Origin of the sequence: Mesorhizobium loti R88b (genome assembly GCF_013170845.1) — a bacterium.
Taxonomy (GTDB): domain Bacteria; phylum Pseudomonadota; class Alphaproteobacteria; order Rhizobiales; family Rhizobiaceae; genus Mesorhizobium; species Mesorhizobium loti_B.
On sequence record NZ_CP033367.1, the window covers coordinates 3,253,908 to 3,270,752 of the forward strand.

At 64.6% G+C, this 16,845-nt stretch carries 12 protein-coding genes; 5 read left to right on the plus strand and 7 right to left on the minus strand.

The genetic code is table 11. The annotated features are described in order from the left end of the window. Positions 1 to 26: 26 nt before the first annotated feature. The 6 genes from EB235_RS15935 to EB235_RS15960 form a co-directional block, all read right to left on the minus strand. Complete coding sequence (locus EB235_RS15935) at positions 27 to 2,339, minus strand: xanthine dehydrogenase family protein molybdopterin-binding subunit (RefSeq protein WP_027030053.1); 2,313 nt, start codon at positions 2,337 to 2,339, stop codon at positions 27 to 29. Next, positions 2,336 to 3,319, minus strand: a complete 984-nt coding sequence (locus EB235_RS15940; protein WP_027030052.1) for an FAD binding domain-containing protein — start codon at positions 3,317 to 3,319, stop codon at positions 2,336 to 2,338. The genes EB235_RS15935 and EB235_RS15940 overlap by 4 nt, the downstream gene beginning before the upstream one ends. Next, entirely contained in the window at positions 3,316 to 3,789 is a 474-nt protein-coding gene (locus EB235_RS15945; RefSeq protein ID WP_027030051.1) for a (2Fe-2S)-binding protein, read from the minus strand. The genes EB235_RS15940 and EB235_RS15945 overlap by 4 nt, the downstream gene beginning before the upstream one ends. Before the next feature lie 105 nt (positions 3,790 to 3,894). Then, entirely contained in the window at positions 3,895 to 6,153 is a 2,259-nt protein-coding gene (locus EB235_RS15950; protein WP_027030050.1) for a xanthine dehydrogenase family protein molybdopterin-binding subunit, read from the minus strand. Next, entirely contained in the window at positions 6,143 to 7,201 is a 1,059-nt protein-coding gene (locus EB235_RS15955; protein ID WP_027030049.1) for an FAD binding domain-containing protein, read from the minus strand. The genes EB235_RS15950 and EB235_RS15955 overlap by 11 nt, the downstream gene beginning before the upstream one ends. Continuing rightward, the gene (locus tag EB235_RS15960) at positions 7,198 to 7,695 is read right to left on the minus strand and encodes a (2Fe-2S)-binding protein (RefSeq protein ID WP_027030048.1); all 498 of its coding nucleotides are present in this window, start codon (positions 7,693 to 7,695) and stop codon (positions 7,198 to 7,200) included. Before EB235_RS15960 ends, EB235_RS15955 begins: the two co-directional genes overlap by 4 nt. Positions 7,696 to 7,969: 274 nt before the next feature. Between EB235_RS15960 and EB235_RS15965 the strand changes: the two genes are divergently transcribed. After that, complete coding sequence (locus EB235_RS15965; RefSeq protein ID WP_051429618.1) at positions 7,970 to 8,626, plus strand: TetR/AcrR family transcriptional regulator; 657 nt, start codon at positions 7,970 to 7,972, stop codon at positions 8,624 to 8,626. A 27-nt stretch (positions 8,627 to 8,653) separates the two neighbouring features. On the opposite strand, the gene EB235_RS15970 is transcribed toward EB235_RS15965, so the two are convergent. Beyond that, positions 8,654 to 11,953 carry a caspase family protein gene (locus tag EB235_RS15970; protein WP_051429617.1) on the minus strand — a complete coding sequence of 1,100 codons (3,300 nt, stop codon included), beginning with the start codon at positions 11,951 to 11,953 and terminating at the stop codon, positions 8,654 to 8,656. 159 nt (positions 11,954 to 12,112) lie between these two features. On the opposite strand from EB235_RS15970, the gene EB235_RS15975 reads away from it, so the two are divergent. The 4 genes from EB235_RS15975 (at position 12,113) to EB235_RS15990 (ending at position 16,761) form a co-directional block, all read left to right on the plus strand. Next, positions 12,113 to 12,856 (plus strand): DeoR/GlpR family DNA-binding transcription regulator, encoded by a 744-nt coding sequence (locus tag EB235_RS15975; RefSeq protein ID WP_027030047.1) that lies wholly within the window; start codon positions 12,113 to 12,115, stop codon positions 12,854 to 12,856. 119 nt (positions 12,857 to 12,975) lie between these two features. Next, a complete protein-coding gene (locus tag EB235_RS15980; protein ID WP_027030046.1) occupies positions 12,976 to 14,547 on the plus strand; it encodes a sugar ABC transporter ATP-binding protein in 1,572 nt (523 codons plus the stop codon). Then, positions 14,544 to 15,530, plus strand: a complete 987-nt coding sequence (locus tag EB235_RS15985; protein WP_027030045.1) for an ABC transporter permease — start codon at positions 14,544 to 14,546, stop codon at positions 15,528 to 15,530. The genes EB235_RS15980 and EB235_RS15985 overlap by 4 nt, the downstream gene beginning before the upstream one ends. Positions 15,531 to 15,609: 79 nt before the next feature. After that, on the plus strand, positions 15,610 to 16,761 hold the full coding sequence (locus tag EB235_RS15990) for a substrate-binding domain-containing protein (protein WP_027030044.1): 1,152 nt from the start codon (positions 15,610 to 15,612) through the stop codon (positions 16,759 to 16,761). The last annotated feature ends 84 nt before the right edge of the window (positions 16,762 to 16,845 follow it).

The window sequence follows — 16,845 nt, forward strand, 5'->3', positions numbered from 1 at the left end:
GTGAGGGAGGCTTGGCAACTCGCGCCTCAGATCAGCTTTTCCAGCGTGATCGGCAAATCCCGCACCCGCTTGCCTGTCGCGTGGAACACCGCGTTGGCGATGGCCGGAGCGACACCGACGATCGCCAGCTCGCCGACACCCTTGCCGCCGAGCACCGATGAATGCAGGTCGGGGACGCCGACCGAGATCACCTCGATGTCGGGAATGTCGGCATTGGTCGGCACGAGGTAGTCGGCAAGGTTGTTGTTGACGATGCGGCCGTGGCGGCGGTCCATGATGCCTTCTTCCAGCAGTGCCTGGCCGATGCCCATGATGATGCCGCCCTTCCACTGGCTCTCGGCGAGTTTCGGATTGTAGAGCCGGCCGGAATCCAGCGCCGACACCACGCGTGACACGCGCACCGTGCCGAAATCCTCATCGACGCGCACCTCGATGAAATGCGCGCACCAGGAGTGACGGGAATAGTCGCCTTCGGTGTGCGGCACCGACATGGCGATGGTGGTGTAGTTCTTGTAGCGGTCCTCGGCCGTCGAATTGGCCGGCATGGTGTCGCCGGTCGCCTCGATATGGTCGCGGCCGACGCTCCTGAGCAGTTCGGCGATAGAGACATCGGGACCGTCGCCGCGCGGCGAGGCGATGCGGCCGTTGGCGACCACCAGCGTGTTGGCCTGCAGCGCGTGGAAGGGTGAGCGCTGATCGCTGATCGCCAGACCGACCAATTGATCGAGCGCCGAGGTCGCGGCCTTGTAGACCGCTCCCGTCATCACGCCGGCCAGCCGCGAGCCGCCGGTGACGCCGGCGCGGGGAAAGCGGGAGTCGCCCAGCTTCACCACGACATTGTCGGCCTGCACGCCGACCGTTTCGGCGGCGGTCTGCGCCAGGATGGTGTAGGTGCCCTGGCCCATGTCGATCGACGAGCTTTCGACCTCGACAGAACCGTCGGCGAGTATGCGCACGATCGCCTCGCCATAGGCGCGCCGAACCGGATAGGTGCCGGCGGCAACGCCCCAGCCGATCAGCTGGTTGCCGTCGCGCATCGAGCGCGGTTTTGACGAGCGCCTGGCCCAGCCGAAACGCTCAGCACCCGCGGCAAAAGCCTCGCGCAATTGCCTGGTCGACCAGGCTTTTTTGGCGTGCGGGTCCTGCTCGGCATAGTTCCTGAGGCGAATCTCCAGCGGATCGATGCCGACCTCGTAGGCGAGCTCGTCGATGGCGCTTTCGATGCCGAAGGCGGAGGGGTTTTCGCCCGGCGCGCGCATGGCGCCCGGCACCACCGAATTCACCCGCACGACATTCTGTTTCGAGGAAAAATTCGGCGTCGCGTACATGATCGAGGTGACCGAGCCCAGCGGCTCGACCCACATGCCGTCCATGGATGTTTCATTGACGCCGCGATGCACGATCGACTGGATCACGCCGTCATGGCCGGCGCCGATGGTCACCGTCTGCCGCGTCGCGGCACGGCCGCCATAGCCGGTGAAGGTTTGCGGCCGCGTCATCACCAGCCGCACCGGCCGGCCGAGCATCTTGGCAGCACTCGCGGCCACCGCGCCGTGGCTGAGCGCCAGCGCCTTGGAGCCGAAGCCGCCGCCAATATAGGGTGAGACCAGCCGCACATTCTCGAATGGCACGTCGAACCATTCGGCATAGGTACGGGCCATGCCGTCGAGCCACTGGCTCGGCTCCCATACGGTGAGATGATCGCCTTCCCAGCGTGCGATCAGGCCATGCGGCTCCATCGGCGCCTGGTATTCGCGCGGCGTGTTGTAGGCGGCGCAGATGCGCACGGGTGCTGAGGCGAAGGCGGCGGGCGCGTCGCCCCATTCATTGGTCATGGCGTCGATCGGAATGCCGTCGCCGGCCTTGCCGTCGCTGAGGTCGACGATTGCCGGCGTCTCGTCATAGCTGACCTTGACCATGGCCGCTGCAGCGACCGCTTGCTCGAAGGTTTCGGCAACGACTGCGGCGACATGCTGGCCCGAGAAGGTGATGTCGCGCGCCAACGGGCAGTAGGTTTTGTGGGGCGACGGCATGCCGAACCAGTCGGAGGCGCCCTTGAGGCTGATGATGGTGTCTGGTGTCAGCACTTGCAGCACGCCGGGCGCTTCCTCGGCCTCCTTGGTGTCGATCGCACGCACCTTGCCCGACGCAATCGTGCTTTCGACCAGCACGGCATAGGCGAGACCTTCGAGCTGCTGCTCGACGGCGTATCTGGCGGCACCGGTGATCTTGGCAGGACCATCGACGCGCGACAGCCGGCCGCCAACGGCCTCGGCCAGCACGCCGTCCGCGGCGTCGCCCCGTTTTGTTTCACCAACTCTGATATTGTGAACGGTCATGCCGTCTCTCCCAATTTGAGGATGGCGCGCGCGATGACGCGCGGTGCGAGCTCGATCTTGTAGTGGTTGGCGCCATGGTCGACAGCGCCTTCGACGGCGAGCCGGCTGGCGGCACGGGCGGTTTCCGGCTCCAGCACCTTGCCTATCAAGGCTGCCTCGAGGGCGCGCGCGCGCCACGGTTTTGTCGCGACGCCGCCAAGCGCGACGCGCAGGTCGCGAATGGTGCGGCCATCGGCTTCGAATTCAATGCCGACGGCGGCACTGGCCGCCGCGAATTCATAGGACTGCCGGTCGCGGATCTTGAGGTAGGTCGAACGGCGGGCAGCGGCGGAGCCGGGGATTTCGATGGCGGTGATCATCTCGCCCGGCTCGATCGCGTGTTCCCTGTCCGGCGTCGTGCCGGGCAGCAGGAAGAAGTCGTCCACCAGCAGCTTACGCTCGCCGAGATGAACTGTTGCGTCGAAGGCGACCAAGGCGGTGGCGAGGTCACCGGGATACATGGCGATGCAGGCCTCGCTGGTGCCGAGTACGGCGTGGCCCCTGGTGACGCCGCCGATCGCCGAACAGCCAGAGCCGGGCTGCCGTTTGTTGCAGGCGGAAAAATTCGACGGATCACGGAAATAGGGGCAGCGGGTGCGCTGCATCAGGTTGCCGCCGATGGTCGCCATGTTGCGGATCTGCGCCGAGGCGGCTTGCCACAGTGCTTCGGAGATTGCAGGAAATTGGCTCTTGATGTCGGCATTGTCGGCGATGTGGCCCATTTTGGCCAGCGCGCCGATGGTGGCGCCGCGCTCATTCACTTCGATCCGATCGAGCCCCTTGAGATGGGTGATATCGACCAGCGTGTTGGGCTCGGCAACGCCGCATTTGGCGAGGTCGATCAGCGTGGTGCCGCCGGCAAGCAGCATGGCGCCGGGCAGGGCGGCTGCCTGGCGTGCCGCATCGACCGAGCCGGGGCGAAAATAGGAAAAATCCCTCATGATGCGACCTCCAGCGCTGCCTGGCGCACAGCGGCGACAATGTGCGGATAGGCGCCACAGCGGCAGAGATTGCCGGCCATGTATTCGCGGATTTCCTCGTCCGAGCCGGCATGGCCTTCGCGGATGCAGGCCACCGCCGACATGATCTGGCCCGGTGTGCAATAGCCGCACTGGAAGGCGTCCTGTTCGAGGAAGGCAGCCTGCACGGGATGCAGTTCGCCCTCCCGTGCAAGCCCCTCTATGGTGGTGATGGTGCGGCCTTCGGCCTGGGCCGCCAGCGTGAGACACGCCAGCACGCGCTCGCCATCGACATGCACGGTGCAGGCGCCGCACTGGCCGTGGTCGCAGCCCTTCTTGGTGCCGGTCAGGCCGAGCCTGTCACGCAAGGCATCGAGCAGGGTGACGCGGGGTTCGAGTTCCAGCTGATGATGTGTGCCGTTAATGTCGAGATGTACGGGGATTTTCGTCATGGGCGTCGGGCTCCAGTTGCTTGACGCTGGTGGAATTATTTCATGTTGGACAGGTGGAGGCCCACCTGTCCGTCCGGCGCTTTCGCTCCGGGCGTTCGCGACCTCTCAGGCCAGCAGATCCTCGATGCGGATCGGAAAGCGGCGAGGCCGCACGCCGGTTGCGTGCCAGACGGCGTTGGCGACCGCGCCGGCCGTGCCGGTGATGCCGATTTCGCCGACGCCCTTGATGCCGAGCGCGTTGACGTAAGGGTCGTCCTCATGGACCAGGATCGCCTCCACCGACGGCACGTCGGCATTCACCGGGACATGGTATTCGGCGAGGTTGGCATTCTGGATACGGCCCGAGCGCCGGTCGGTGATGGCTTCTTCATTCAGCGCGAAGGAGACGCCCCAGATCATGCCGCCATAATACTGGCTGCGCACCAGCCTGGGATTGATGACCCGCCCGGCGGCGAACGCGCCAACCAGCCTGGTGACGCGGATCTGGCCGAAATCCGGATCGACCTTCACCTCGGCGAAGACGGCGCCATGCGCGTGCTTGGCGTAGGTCTCCTGGGACGCCGCGTCCGGAGCGCCCTTGCCTTGGCCTTCGATCTCGGTGAGGCCCGCGCGGGTCAGTATCTCGGCATAGCTTTCGCTCCGATTCTCGTCGTCGCGGCGATACAGCCGCCCGCCGCGCGCCACAACGCCCTCATTGCCGGCGCCGAACAGTGGCGAGGCCTCGTTGCCGGTGGCGAGATCGGCGAGCCTGGCGATGACGGCGGCACCCGCATTGTGGATCGCCATGCCGGCCGTCGCCGTGTGGCCGGAGCCGCCGGCAATGCCCGCATTGGGCAGATCCGAGCTGCCGGCCCTGAAATCGACCTGGTCGATGTCGAGCCCCAGCCCGTCGGCGGCGATCTGGGCAAAAGCGGTCCAGGCGCCTTGCCCCATGTCCTGCGCGCCGGTCTCCATCAGGCCGCTGCCATCGGCCTTCAGCACCGCACGCGCTTCGGCCTGGAACATGATGGCCGGGAATGTCGCCGTGCCCACGCCCCAGCCGGTGAGGAAACCGTCGGCGTCGCGCATAAGTCGCGGCTGAATCGGGCGGCTTGCCCAGCCGAATGCTTTCGCGGCCTGGCTGTAACATTCGCGCAATGCCTTGGAGGAAAACGGCTTGCCGGTCATCGGCTCGACCTCGGCATAGTTCTTCAGCCGGAATTCCAGCGGGTCCATGCCGCAGGCGTGAGCCGCTTCATCGATGGCGCTCTCCAGCGCGATCGAGCCGGTCGCTTCGCCGGGCGCGCGCATGAACAGCGGCGTCCCGGTGTCGAGCCGCACCGCCTCGTGCGAGGTGGTGATGGCCGGGCTGGCATAGAGCGTGTGCGAGGCGTCCGCCGCCGGTTCGAAGAAATCGTCGAAGGTGCTCGACGCGGTCTTGGCGTGGTGGTGGATCGCCGTCAGCCGCCCCTGGCCATCCATGCCCATGCGCAAGGTCTGCCGCGTCGGCGCACGGTGGCCGACCGGCCCGTACATCTGCTCGCGCCGCAGCACCAGCTTGACCGGACGGCCTACGAGACGCGCCGCCAGGACGCCCAGCACCTGCGGCCCGGAAATCATGCCTTTCGAACCGAAGCCGCCGCCGAGGAAGGGGCTGCGGATGTGGATGTTTTGCGGCGCGATGCCGAACAGGCCGGCTATGCGGCCCTGCGCCATGGCAAGGCCCTGGCTCGGCGTGTCGATCGACAGCTTGTCGCCATCCCAGGCGGCGACGATGGCATGCGGCTCCATGGCGTTGTGGTACTGGGCCGGCGTTTCGTAGGTGGCCTCGATCCGCGTCCTTGCCGATTTGAGGCCGGCCTCGACGTCGCCCTTGTGCTGCACCGCCGGATTGCCGACGCCGACACCACGCGGCACGAAGCTTTCGGCGCCGTCGAGACCGACGCGCGCCGGCAGCGCCTCATAGCGCGGCGAGAGCAGTGCGGCCCCCTCGGTCGCCGCTTCCAGCGTTTCGGCGATCACCACGGCGATGCTCTGGTTGGGGTAGCGAACCTCATCGTTCTGCAGCAGGTCGAGCCGGAACATGAAGGGATGGTCCTTGGCATCCGGGTCGGTGGCGAGCGCCGGCCGGTTCCTGGGCGTCATCACCTCGACCACGCCCTTGTGCGCCTTGGCTGCCTCGATATCCAGCGAGGCAACACGGCCGCGCGCGATGCTGGAGACGGCGAGCACGGCGTAGAGCATGCCGGGCGGATGGTTGTCGGCGGCGTAGCGGGCTGCTCCGGTGACTTTCAGAAAGCCATCGCGGCGGGTCAGCGGCTGGCCAATGCTGGAGCCCTGCCTGGTATGGGCGGGTTGCTGGTTGAGGCTGAGTTCAAGCGTCATGGCGCGCTCCGGGAATAGAGGAAAAGGGCGAGGCAGGCAGGGCCGGCAACCGCTCGGGCGTTCCCGCCTGCGCTGATGTCAGCGCCCTGACAACGATGCGGCGGGCAAGCTCGATCTTGAACGCATTGTCGCCGGAGGGGCTGGCATCGGCCAAGGCGGCATCGGCCGCGCTGGCGAAGGTCGCTTCATTGGCGTCGGCACCAAGCAGCACGGCTTCGGCCGTGCGCGCGCGCCACGGCTTGGCCGCGACGCCGCCCAGTGCCAGCCTTGCGGCGCGGATCTTGCCGCCGTCGACGACAAGTGCCGCAGCGGCCGAGACGACGGCGAAAGCATAGGAGGTGCGCTCGCGGACTTTCAGGTAGCGGGCATTGGCAGCGAAGGAGGCGGCCTCCGCCGGCAGGCGCACCGCCACGATCAGGTCGCCGGGCTCCAGCGCATTCTCCCGCTGTGGCGTTTCGCCGGGAAGCAGGTGGAATTCCGCCAGCGTGACGTGGCGCCGACCCTGCTTGCCCTCGATCTCGACGACGGCGTCAAGCGCCACCAGCGGCACGCAGAAGTCCGATGGATGGGTGGCGATGCAGGCATCGCTCCAGCCAAGCACGGCGTGCAGGCGGTTCTCGCCCCCAAGTGCCGCGCAGCCGGCGCCTGATACACGCTTGTTGCAGGCGCTGGCGGTGTCGTAGAAATAGCTGCAGCGCGTGCGCTGCAGCAGGTTGCCGCCGACAGTGGCAGCGTTGCGAAGCTGCGCGGAGGCGCCCGACAGCAGCGCTTCCGCCACCATCGGATAGGCCTTGGCGAATGCCGCGTCATGGGCCAGATCGGCGTTGCGGACCAGCGCGCCGATGCGCAGGCCGCCATCCTCCAGCCTTTCGATGCGGTTGAGTTCCGGCAGCCGCGAGATGTCGACGATGCGCTCGGGGCTGGTGATGCCGCCCTTCATCAAGTCGAGCAGATTGGTGCCACCGGCCAGGTAGGCCGAACCCGGCTCGGCCGCCGCCGCGATGGCATCGGGAATGGTGGCGGGTCGGATGTAATCGAAGTCTCTCATGCCGCGGTCCTCCGGTCGGCTTTGGCAAGTTGCTCCTGGGCTTCCAGGACGGCCTCGACGATGCCGCCATAGGCGGCGCAGCGGCATATGTTGCCGCTCAGCCCCTCGCGGATGCGTTCGGGATCGTCGCCGGCCTGGCCCTCGGCGATCAGGCCGAGCGTGCTCATGATCTGGCCGGGCGTGCAGAAACCGCATTGGAAGCCGTCATGGGCGATGAAGGCGGCCTGCACCGGATGCAGTTCTTCGCCGTGGGCGACGCCTTCGATGGTCAGGACATCGGCGCCATCATGGCTGACCGCCAGCGCCAGGCAGGAGTTGATGCGCTTGCCGTCGACCAGCACCGTGCAGGCGCCGCACTGGCCGCGGTCGCAGCCTTTCTTGGTGCCGGTGAGATCAAGCCGCTCGCGCAAGAGGTCGAGCAGGGTGACGCGTGGATCGACCTCCAGTTCGTGCCGGTGGCCGTTGATGGTGAGCGTGATGGGAAGGCTTGTCATGGGCGTCTGGCTCCAGTTTGCTTGACGCGGATGGGAAGTGAACTGGTGCCTTGCCGGAGAAGGGCAAGGTGACCTTATGGTCAGGTGCTGGCTGGGGTGACAGCGGATCTCCCGGGAGACAGGCGGGCAGGGGAGATGTCGGCTTGCAGGTTCGAAAGACGTGACATACCCGTTCCCCTTCTTATATGATAAAGGCACTCCACTAAAGCGGAGGCGCCTCCGTTTATTAAGGTGGGAGCTGGCCCGGCCGGGTTCAAGCCCCCATATTTCGTCCGTGGAGAAAAAATTGGCCGCAGCCGACATCGCCGCAGAGAAGGCCGCAGTGGAAAAACCACTGCGCGCCGACGCACGCCGCAACCGCGACCGGCTGGTCGAGGTGGCGGCGTCGGTCTTTGCCGAACGCGGCATCGATGCCTCGCTGGAAGAGATCGCGCGCCGCGCCGGTGTCGGCATCGGCACGCTCTACCGGCATTTCCCGACGCGCGAGCATCTGGTCGAGGTGGTCTACCGGCGCGAGGCAGAGGGGCTGTGCGCGGCCGCCGGCGAACTTGCGTCAAAACATGCGTCGGATGTCGCGCTGGAAGAATGGATGCGGCGCTTCGTCGACTACATCGCCACCAAGCGCGGCCTAGCGACCAGCCTGCGCATCCTGCTCAGCACCAATTCGACGCTGTTTTCCGACACGTCGGGGAGGGTGTCGCAAGCCTTACGGCAACTGGTCGAGGCGGCGGTGGCCGATGGCACCATTCGCGGCGACGTCGACGCCTCGGATGTGCTGCATGCGCTGTCGGGCATCTATTCCGCGCCCGATACGCCGGAATGGCGCGACCGCTCGCGGCGGCTGGTCAAGCTGTTGATGGATGGCTTGCGGTTCGGGGCAGGGAAGGCCGGCAAGGAGTTGGCGAGTCCCTTGCCTGGGCCCTCGATGTAATTGCAGACGGGAAACCGCGCGCTCTGTCTACGGCGTCTGGCCGCCGAGTTGCGCGATCGAGGCGTCGATCTGGGCAAGCACCTGGCTAAGTTGTTCATCCCCGGCTGACTGACCGGTGCCGGCGTAAAAGTCCTTGATGGCGGCAATGGCCTGCCGTGCTTCGGTTAGAACCGGCACCGACTGGATGCGGACGCCGACCTGCCACAGATCGGTGCCTAGATAGTATTGCGATTGTGCCCACTTGTTAGGCGCATTCGCGGTGTCCCACACTTCGAGTGCGGCGCGGTAGGCCGCCGCAGCCTGTTGCAAAAGGTCGAGATTGTCGGTGGTGACGCCGGATACCTGCAGGGCATTGCCGATGTTGTACTGCGTCTGCGCCCAATAGAACGGAACGTTCTCGCGGGTGATGGCAGTGAGCACGAGGCGGTAGGTCTCGGCTGCCTGAACCAGTCGCACGGGATCGTTGGTTGTCTGCCCGAGCGCAAGCAATGTGTTGCCGAGATTGTATTGTGTCTGCGCCCACTCCAGCGGCGATCGTTCGCGCGTCCGCTCCTCGAGCGCGGCCTGGTAGGCGGCGATTGCCTCGTCAAACCGCTTCAGATCACCGGTCCGCTCGCCGATCAGTTCGAGCGCACTGGCAAGGTTGGTTTGGGTCTCCGCCCACAGCAGCGGCACAAGTGCCCGCGTGCGGACCGTCAGTGCCATCTGGAACGCGCTGACGGCACTGACCAGACGTGTCGTGTCGTTGTCTTGCTGGCCGAGCGTCGACAGGGCAATGCCGAGATTGTTCTCGATCGCGGCCCAATCCAGTGGCTTGTTGTCGCTGGTCACGACTTCGAGGGAATCGTTGAAGGCAATGACGGCCCGCGCCAGGCTGACGCGATCGCCCTCGCGCAGGCCGATGTCGCTGAGGGCGCGGCCGACATTGGCCTGGGTGCCGGCCCAGTCCAGAGGCACTTGCTGCCGCGACCGCGCCTCCAACGCTGCCCTGAACGCATCCAGTGCTTGCCTTATGCGCGCGGTGCCGTTGTCGCGTTCGCCGAGGTGCAACAGCGCGCTGCCCATATTGTTCATCATCGAGGCCCATTGCAGCGGCGCCTTAGCCCGCGTGATTTCCTCAAGGGCTGCCTGGTAACCGACAACCGCCTGTTCGAGCCGCGCCGGATCGGCCTCCCGCTCGCCCAATGCTGCCAGTGCATTGGCAAGCCCATTCTGCAATTGCGCCCAAGGCTGCGGAAAACGCTCATGAGTCAATTCGTCAAGTGCCGCGCGGTAAGCAACGGCGGCCTCTTCGAGACGTGTGTTGACAGGCTCTCGACGACCGAGTTCGACCAGGGCATTGGCAAGATTGCCCTCGCTTTCCGCCCACAGCAGAGGCCCCCTCTGCCGGGTCCGTTGCTCCAGCGCGTATCGCAGCGCTGCCACTGCCTGTTCCAGGATCGCGGCATCGCCGTTGCGGCTGCCGAGTTCGATCAGAGTGCCGCCGAGATTGTTTTGTACCAGCGCCCAGGTATCCGCATCCTTTTCACGCGTCATCACCTCGGCGCCGGCTTTGAATGCGGTGACTGCTTCCAGAAGGTGCTGGGTACCGCTCTCGCGCAATCCGATGGCACCAAGAACATTGCCGAGATTTATCTGCGCTCCGGCCCAGTCAACGGGTTTGTCCTCACGCGAAACGAACTGCAAGACCGTGCGGTGAACGTCTGCGGCCTCTTCCAGTTTTTTGGTGTCTCCCTCGCGCTCGCCAAGCAACAGCAACGCGTTTGCCAGGTTCTCCTGCAAAACCGACCAGTCGTCCGGCGCCGTCTCGCGCGGTGCGAGCGTGATGGCCTGCCTGCTGACGTCGATGGCCTGCGAAAGAGCGTCGTTGTCACCGCTGTAATCGCCGAAATTCATCAGCGACTGGGCTTGCATGAGCTTGTATTGCAACGCAGCCCTCGGGTCCCAGCGCTGCAACTGCTCGAAGGCGTTGGCATAGTCTTGCGCGGCATTGCGATAATCGAAATTCAGGGCGTAGGCGTCGGCACTGGCTGCATAGACCTGGGCCGCCTCAGTGCGCCGCTGCTTCAGGTTTGCCTCTGTCTCATCCAGCGACGCCGTCAATGATTTCAATCGCGTCTTCGCCGCCTCGTTCAGCCGGATGGCGGTCGAAAGCGCGCCCTCCAGGATGGCGTGCCGCGATAGATCCGTCAGGCGCTGGATCTCCGGATCCGGGTTGGTCAGCGTATCTCGCTCGGCAAGAATGGTCTTGATGCGTTCCGCCTGGCTGCGCAGCAACTTGTCCAATTCGGCCGGGTCCTTCGGCGTATTGGCGCCAAGGGCTTTCAGCATGCCGTAGACGGCGTCCATCGGTACGTTCCGACTGGCCGCAGTTGCCTCGACCTGCGTGCGTGCCGCGTCCGGCAGATCGGCAATCGTCAGCAGCAGCTGGCGGCGCTCCTTCAGGATGTCACCTTCGTCCCCCGACGGTTCAAGCGGCGTTTTGCCGAAATAGAGCAACCGGGTCAGGTTCTCGTTCACCCAGGGCCGCTGACGGCCATTGGTCCTGAGATAGACCTCCTCTGCCACCATGCGCATGACAGTGCCGAATTCCTGGCCCGACAGTGCCGACAGATGCTTCAGCACCGCTGTCGAATAGGGGCTGGTTGCCCCTGCCGGGCCGTCAAGGGCAGCCTTGCCGGGCGCGGCGGCAAAGGCAATGACCGTTCCGACGCTTTCGTCCTTCGGCTTCGAGGGATCCAGCGGCACCAGTGCTTGCGCGCCGCGCGTCTCGCTGAGGCCCTGGCCGCCGATCGCCACGGGTGCTGCTTCAGGCGTTGGCCGCACTTTGGTGTCCGGCGGAAACGGGCTGTCGCGGCAGGCGTCGAGCATGACGATGGTCAGCGGGACGGTCGCCTGTATCCTGGCGACCTGACGCGAAATCGCGATGAGTTTGCGGCTGGCATCATCAAGCGAGGAGAGGTCGGCATCCACAGGCACGATGTAGTTCTCACCACCGGCCTCTATGCCGTGGCCCGAATAGTAAAGGATCGCAACGTCCGCCCCTTGAGCGTCTTCGGCAAACCGGTCGAGGTCGCGCTTCAGACGCTCAGTATCGTGGTCGACGCTGACTGATGTGTCGAAGCCCAGCGACCTGAAAAGTGTCTCGATGGCCCGGCTGTCATTCTCGGGATTCGGCAGTTGCTTGATGTGCTGGTAGGTGCTGTTACCGATGACCAGGGCAACGCCGCGCAACGTCTTTTGCGCGTAAGCCTGGGAGAACGTGCCCAACACGAACGCCGCAATCAGCAGGCCACCGCAGAACCTGAGCAGGCGTTCGAATTTCATGCGCACACCCCCACGCCATTAGAGATTATTGCCGCTGACCTGGACTTTACAAGGGCCGGACTTAACCACGATGACGCCTTGGCCTGCGCGCGGTCCTTGCAAGTCGATGGCAGAGCTTGTTAAAATCCTCACATTTCAGGTGACCGACAGGCTCCAGGCATGACTGCTCGCAAAGCGCAACGGACGGCACGGCTGATCGATCTGCTGTCGCAGCGGCGGGTTATCCATCTCAGCGAAGCGGCAGCGCTGCTCGGCGTCTCCGAGATGACGGTGCGGCGCGATATCGCCACCAACCCGGGACAGATCGCTTATCTCGGCGGGCATATACTGGCGGCGGCCGAGATTGATGCCGATATTCCCTACGAACTGGCGACCGCGGCCGACAGCCATGCGGCGGCGAAGCGTGAAGCCTGTGCGCATGCGGTGCGCAAGATCAGGCCCGACGAGACCATCTTCGTCGATTGCGGCACGACGCTGATCCATCTGATCGATCTCATTCCCGACACTTATCAAATAACGGCAATATGTTACGCCATGAATGTCGCGGAGCGCCTGAGCCGCAAGGCCAATGTGACGATCATCATGCTCGGCGGGGTCTATCATCCGGCCTCGGCGTCTTTCTCGGGCACCCATGATTTCGACATCTTGAACAGCGTCGGCATCAACGCCGCCTTCCTGTCGGCCGCCGGCGTCGACGCCAAGCGCGGCGCCACCTGCGAGCACTTTCACGAGGCGGTGGTGAAGCAGAAGGTGATGAGCCTGGCGCGCGAGAACTACCTTGTCATTGACTCGAGCAAGATCGGCAAGCTCAAGCGGGCTTTCTTCTCAACGATGGACGGCTTTGATGCGGTGATCACCGAACATGGCGAAGTTGGACCGGATTCATTCCAGTCGCCAGTCTGACTCCGTTTGACATTTCGTATCGCTGATGGAAAAATCACAAAAAAAGTAAGAGAAGTCTCAAAAGAGACTCTCGACAACCCGGGGTAGGGGACGCGTCAAAGGGAGGAAGTGCGGGCGCCATGATCGAACAGGGTTCGATTGCGCTGATGTCCGAGACCCCCTTGCTGCGCGTCGAGGGCGTCAGCAAGCGGTTTGGCGGGGTCAATGCGCTGCGCGGCGTTAGCCTCGAAATCCAGTCCGGTGAAGTGCACGCGTTGCTTGGTGAAAACGGTGCCGGCAAATCGACGCTGATCAAAATCCTGAGCGGCGTGCATGTGCATGATGGCGGCTCGATCGAGATCGACGGCAAGCCGGTCTCATTCTCTTCGCCCGCCCAGTCGCGTGATGCCGGCGTGGCGGTCGTCTACCAGGATCTGAGCCTGGTCGAATCGCTCTCGGTTGCCGACAATCTGTTGCTGGGGCGAGAGCCGAAGACGCGGCTTGGCTTTCTGAAAAAGCGCCAGCTGGTGGCGCAGGCCGAAGCCTTCCTCAAATCGCAGAACATCCCGCTCGATGCGCGCGCCATGGTCGGCTCGCTGCCCTTCGCCTATCGCCAGATGACAGAGATCGCCAAGGCGCTGATGGGCGATGTCCGCCTGCTCATCTTGGACGAACCAACCTCGGCACTGACCGACGATGAGGAAAAGATCCTGTTCGAGGCGATCCGCGCGGTCGCGGCACGTGGCGTCGGGGTGATCTATGTCACGCATCGCCTCAACGAGGTCTTCCGCATTTCGAACCGGGTGACCGTGTTCCGTGACGGGCAGAACGCCGGAACATTTGTCACGGCGCAAACCAATATGCGGCAACTGGTCGGCGCGATCGTCGGGCCGGACCATGCTGTGCTGAAAACCGAGGGTGCGGCATCGGGACAAAGCGTGCCGTCATCGACTGATCCCCTTGCAAAGCCCGTGCTCGAACTGAGTGATGTCGGCAATGACAGGCTCGATCGCGTCAACCTCGAACTGCGCAGCGGCGAGATCCATGGACTCGCCGGGCTGATCGGCAGCGGACGTACCGAAATCCTGCAAACCATCTTCGGCCTGCGGGCCATCCAGTCAGGCGACGCCAGCCTTGACGGCGTGTCGCTGAAAGGCACGGATCCGGCAGCGGCGATACGGCAAGGCATCGCGCTGGTGCCCGAGGATCGGCATGTCCAGGGCCTGGTCCTCGAACATTCGATCGAGCGCAATTTGACCTTGCCGCGCTTGCCGTACTTCTCCCGCCTTGGCTGGCTGCAGCGCGGCCCGGCAAGCGAGCACGCCAATGCGGCGATGCGCCGGCTGGCCGTAAAGGCGCCAAACGCGTCGACTACGGTGAAGAACCTGTCGGGCGGCAACCAGCAGAAGGTGGTGTTCGGCAAATGGAACGAGCCACGGCCGCGCGTTCTGTTGCTCGACGAGCCGACGGTCGGTGTCGATGTCGGCGCGCGCGAGGAAATCTACGGCGTCATTCGCGCGGCGGCAGCGGCCGGCAGCGGTGTGCTGCTGGTGTCGTCTGATCTCTCCGAACTGCTGCAGCTTTGCGACCGCATCTCGATCGTCGTCGATGGCACCATCATCAGGACGATTGCCAGGCAGGACCTCGGCAGCGCCGAGGACTTGCATCATCTCATCCAAATTTCGCAGCCATCGGAAGAGCACGCGGCATGACTGAAACCCAGAGCCCGGCAAAAGCTGCCGTCAACCAGCAGGGCGGTCGCCTGGCGCTGCTGCATCTCTTGCAAGGCGAGCGTCCCTACATGCTTTACGTCGCCTTCGCCATCATGCTGGTCGTGTTCAGCCTGGCATCGCCCTGGTTCCTGTCGATCGACAATTTTCTCAACATCGGCCGGCAGACGACGCTGGTCTCGATCATCGCGGTGGGCATGACATTCGTCATCATCTCCCGGCAGATCGACCTGTCCGTCGCCTCGACGCTGGCGCTCTCGGGCATGAGCGCGTCGCTGGCCATGGCTTTCGTCGCCAACAACTGGGTCGTCGGCGCGGTGGCGGGGCTGGGCACCGGGGCGCTGATCGGGCTCATCAACGGTGTCTTGACCACGCGGCTCGAAATTCCGTCCTTCCTGGTGACGCTGGGCACGCTGAGCGGCGCGCGCGGGCTGGCGCTGATGGTCACCAACACCAAGCCGGTCATCATCACCAACGAATACTATTTCGCGATCTTCGGCGAAGGCTCGGTGCTGGGCATTCCCGCACCGATCCTGTGGACGCTTGGCGTCACCGTCGCCGGCATATTGCTGCTGCACTACAGCGTCTACGGGCGGCGGGTCTACGCGGCGGGCGGCAATCCGACGGCAGCCCTTTATTCCGGCGTTCATATCAAGCAGGTCACGACGCTGGCCTTTGTCCTGACCGGCACGCTCGCCGGGCTGGCGTCGCTGATCCTGTCGGCGCGTTCGCACGCGGCGCGGCCGGACGTGGTGCAAGGCATGGAGCTCGACGTCATTGCGTCGGTGATCCTTGGCGGCTGCAGCCTGTTTGGCGGGCGCGGCTTCGTGCTCGGCACGCTGCTCGGCAGCCTGATCATCGGCACACTCAACAACGGGCTGGTGCTGCTCGGCGTCAGCTCGTCGCTGCAACTCGTCATCAAGGGAGCAATCATCATCGCCGCGGTCGCGTTCACGAGGAGGTAAGGCGCGTAACCGCGAATACCAGCAGAAAACCGCCGTCTCCAAACGGCAAACAAACATTAGAAATCAACGGAGGAAAGTCATGAACCACTCGGCACGAATCCTATTCGGTACATTGAGCCTCGCCGCCAGCGCCTTTGCGCTGTCGACATCGCTGAGCCTGGCGCAAACGCCGGACACCTGCGTTACCGGCGTCGACCTGGCGACGCTTGGCCCCAAGGGCATTGTCGGGCAGGGCCCGCATGGCGAAAAGGCAGCCTCGCCAGACGAGCTGAAACTGACCGACGACGAAGCCGCCAAGGTCAAGGCGGGCAAGTTCAAGGTCGGCATTTCCATGCAGACGGTGAACCTCGACTGGTCGCAGCTGCAAGTGGCGGGCATCAGCGAAACGCTGGCCAAATACGGCGTCACCGTCACCGGCGTGGCGTCGGCTGAATATCAGGTCGACAAGCAGATCGCCGACATCGAAAACACCATCCAGCAGCACCCGGACGGCATCATTTCCATCCCCGTCGACTTCACCGCGACGGCGCCGACCTACAAGAAGGTGGGCGAGGCCGGCATCAAGCTGGTGTTCATGGACAGCATCCCGGTTGGACTCTCATCGCCAAAGGATTTTGCCTCGATGATCTCGGCCGACAGCCAGGGCAACGGCCAGATCGCGGCAACGATCCTGGCGTCCTGCATGCCCAAGGGTGGCACGATCGGGCTGGTCAATTTCGGCGTCGACTATTTCAGCACCAATGAGCGCACCAAGGGCGTCAGCGAGTGGATGAAGAAGAACCGGCCCGACATCGTCATGAAGCAGGTCGACTTCACCGACCCCTCGAAAGTCTCGCAGATCGCCGGCGACTTCCTCACCGGCAATCCCGATGTGAAGGGACTATACGCGGTGTGGGACCAGCCGGCGCTCGACACGCTGTCCTCGATGCGCGCGCAAGGCATCGACATTCCAATCACCACGGTCGATCTCGGCCTGCAGTCGGCAATCGAGATCGCCAAGGGCGGCCCGCTCAAGGCAACCGGTTCGCAGCGCCCCTATGACCAGGGTGTCGCCGAGGCGCTGGCCATGATGAAGGCGCTGATCGGGCAACCCACGCCCGCCTGGGTCGGCGTGCAGTCGCTGCCGGTGGTGCAGTCCAACGTGCTGGAATCCTACAAGACCGTCTTCCACAAGGACCCGCCGGCCGAACTGGTCGACGCCTGCAATGCCGCGAAGCCGAAGTGCAATTGATTTGATGAAATGGCCACGGGCACAGCAATTCTGTGCCCGTGGCTGCCTGGCACGACATCAGGACGCCACAAGGCTCGCACAAGC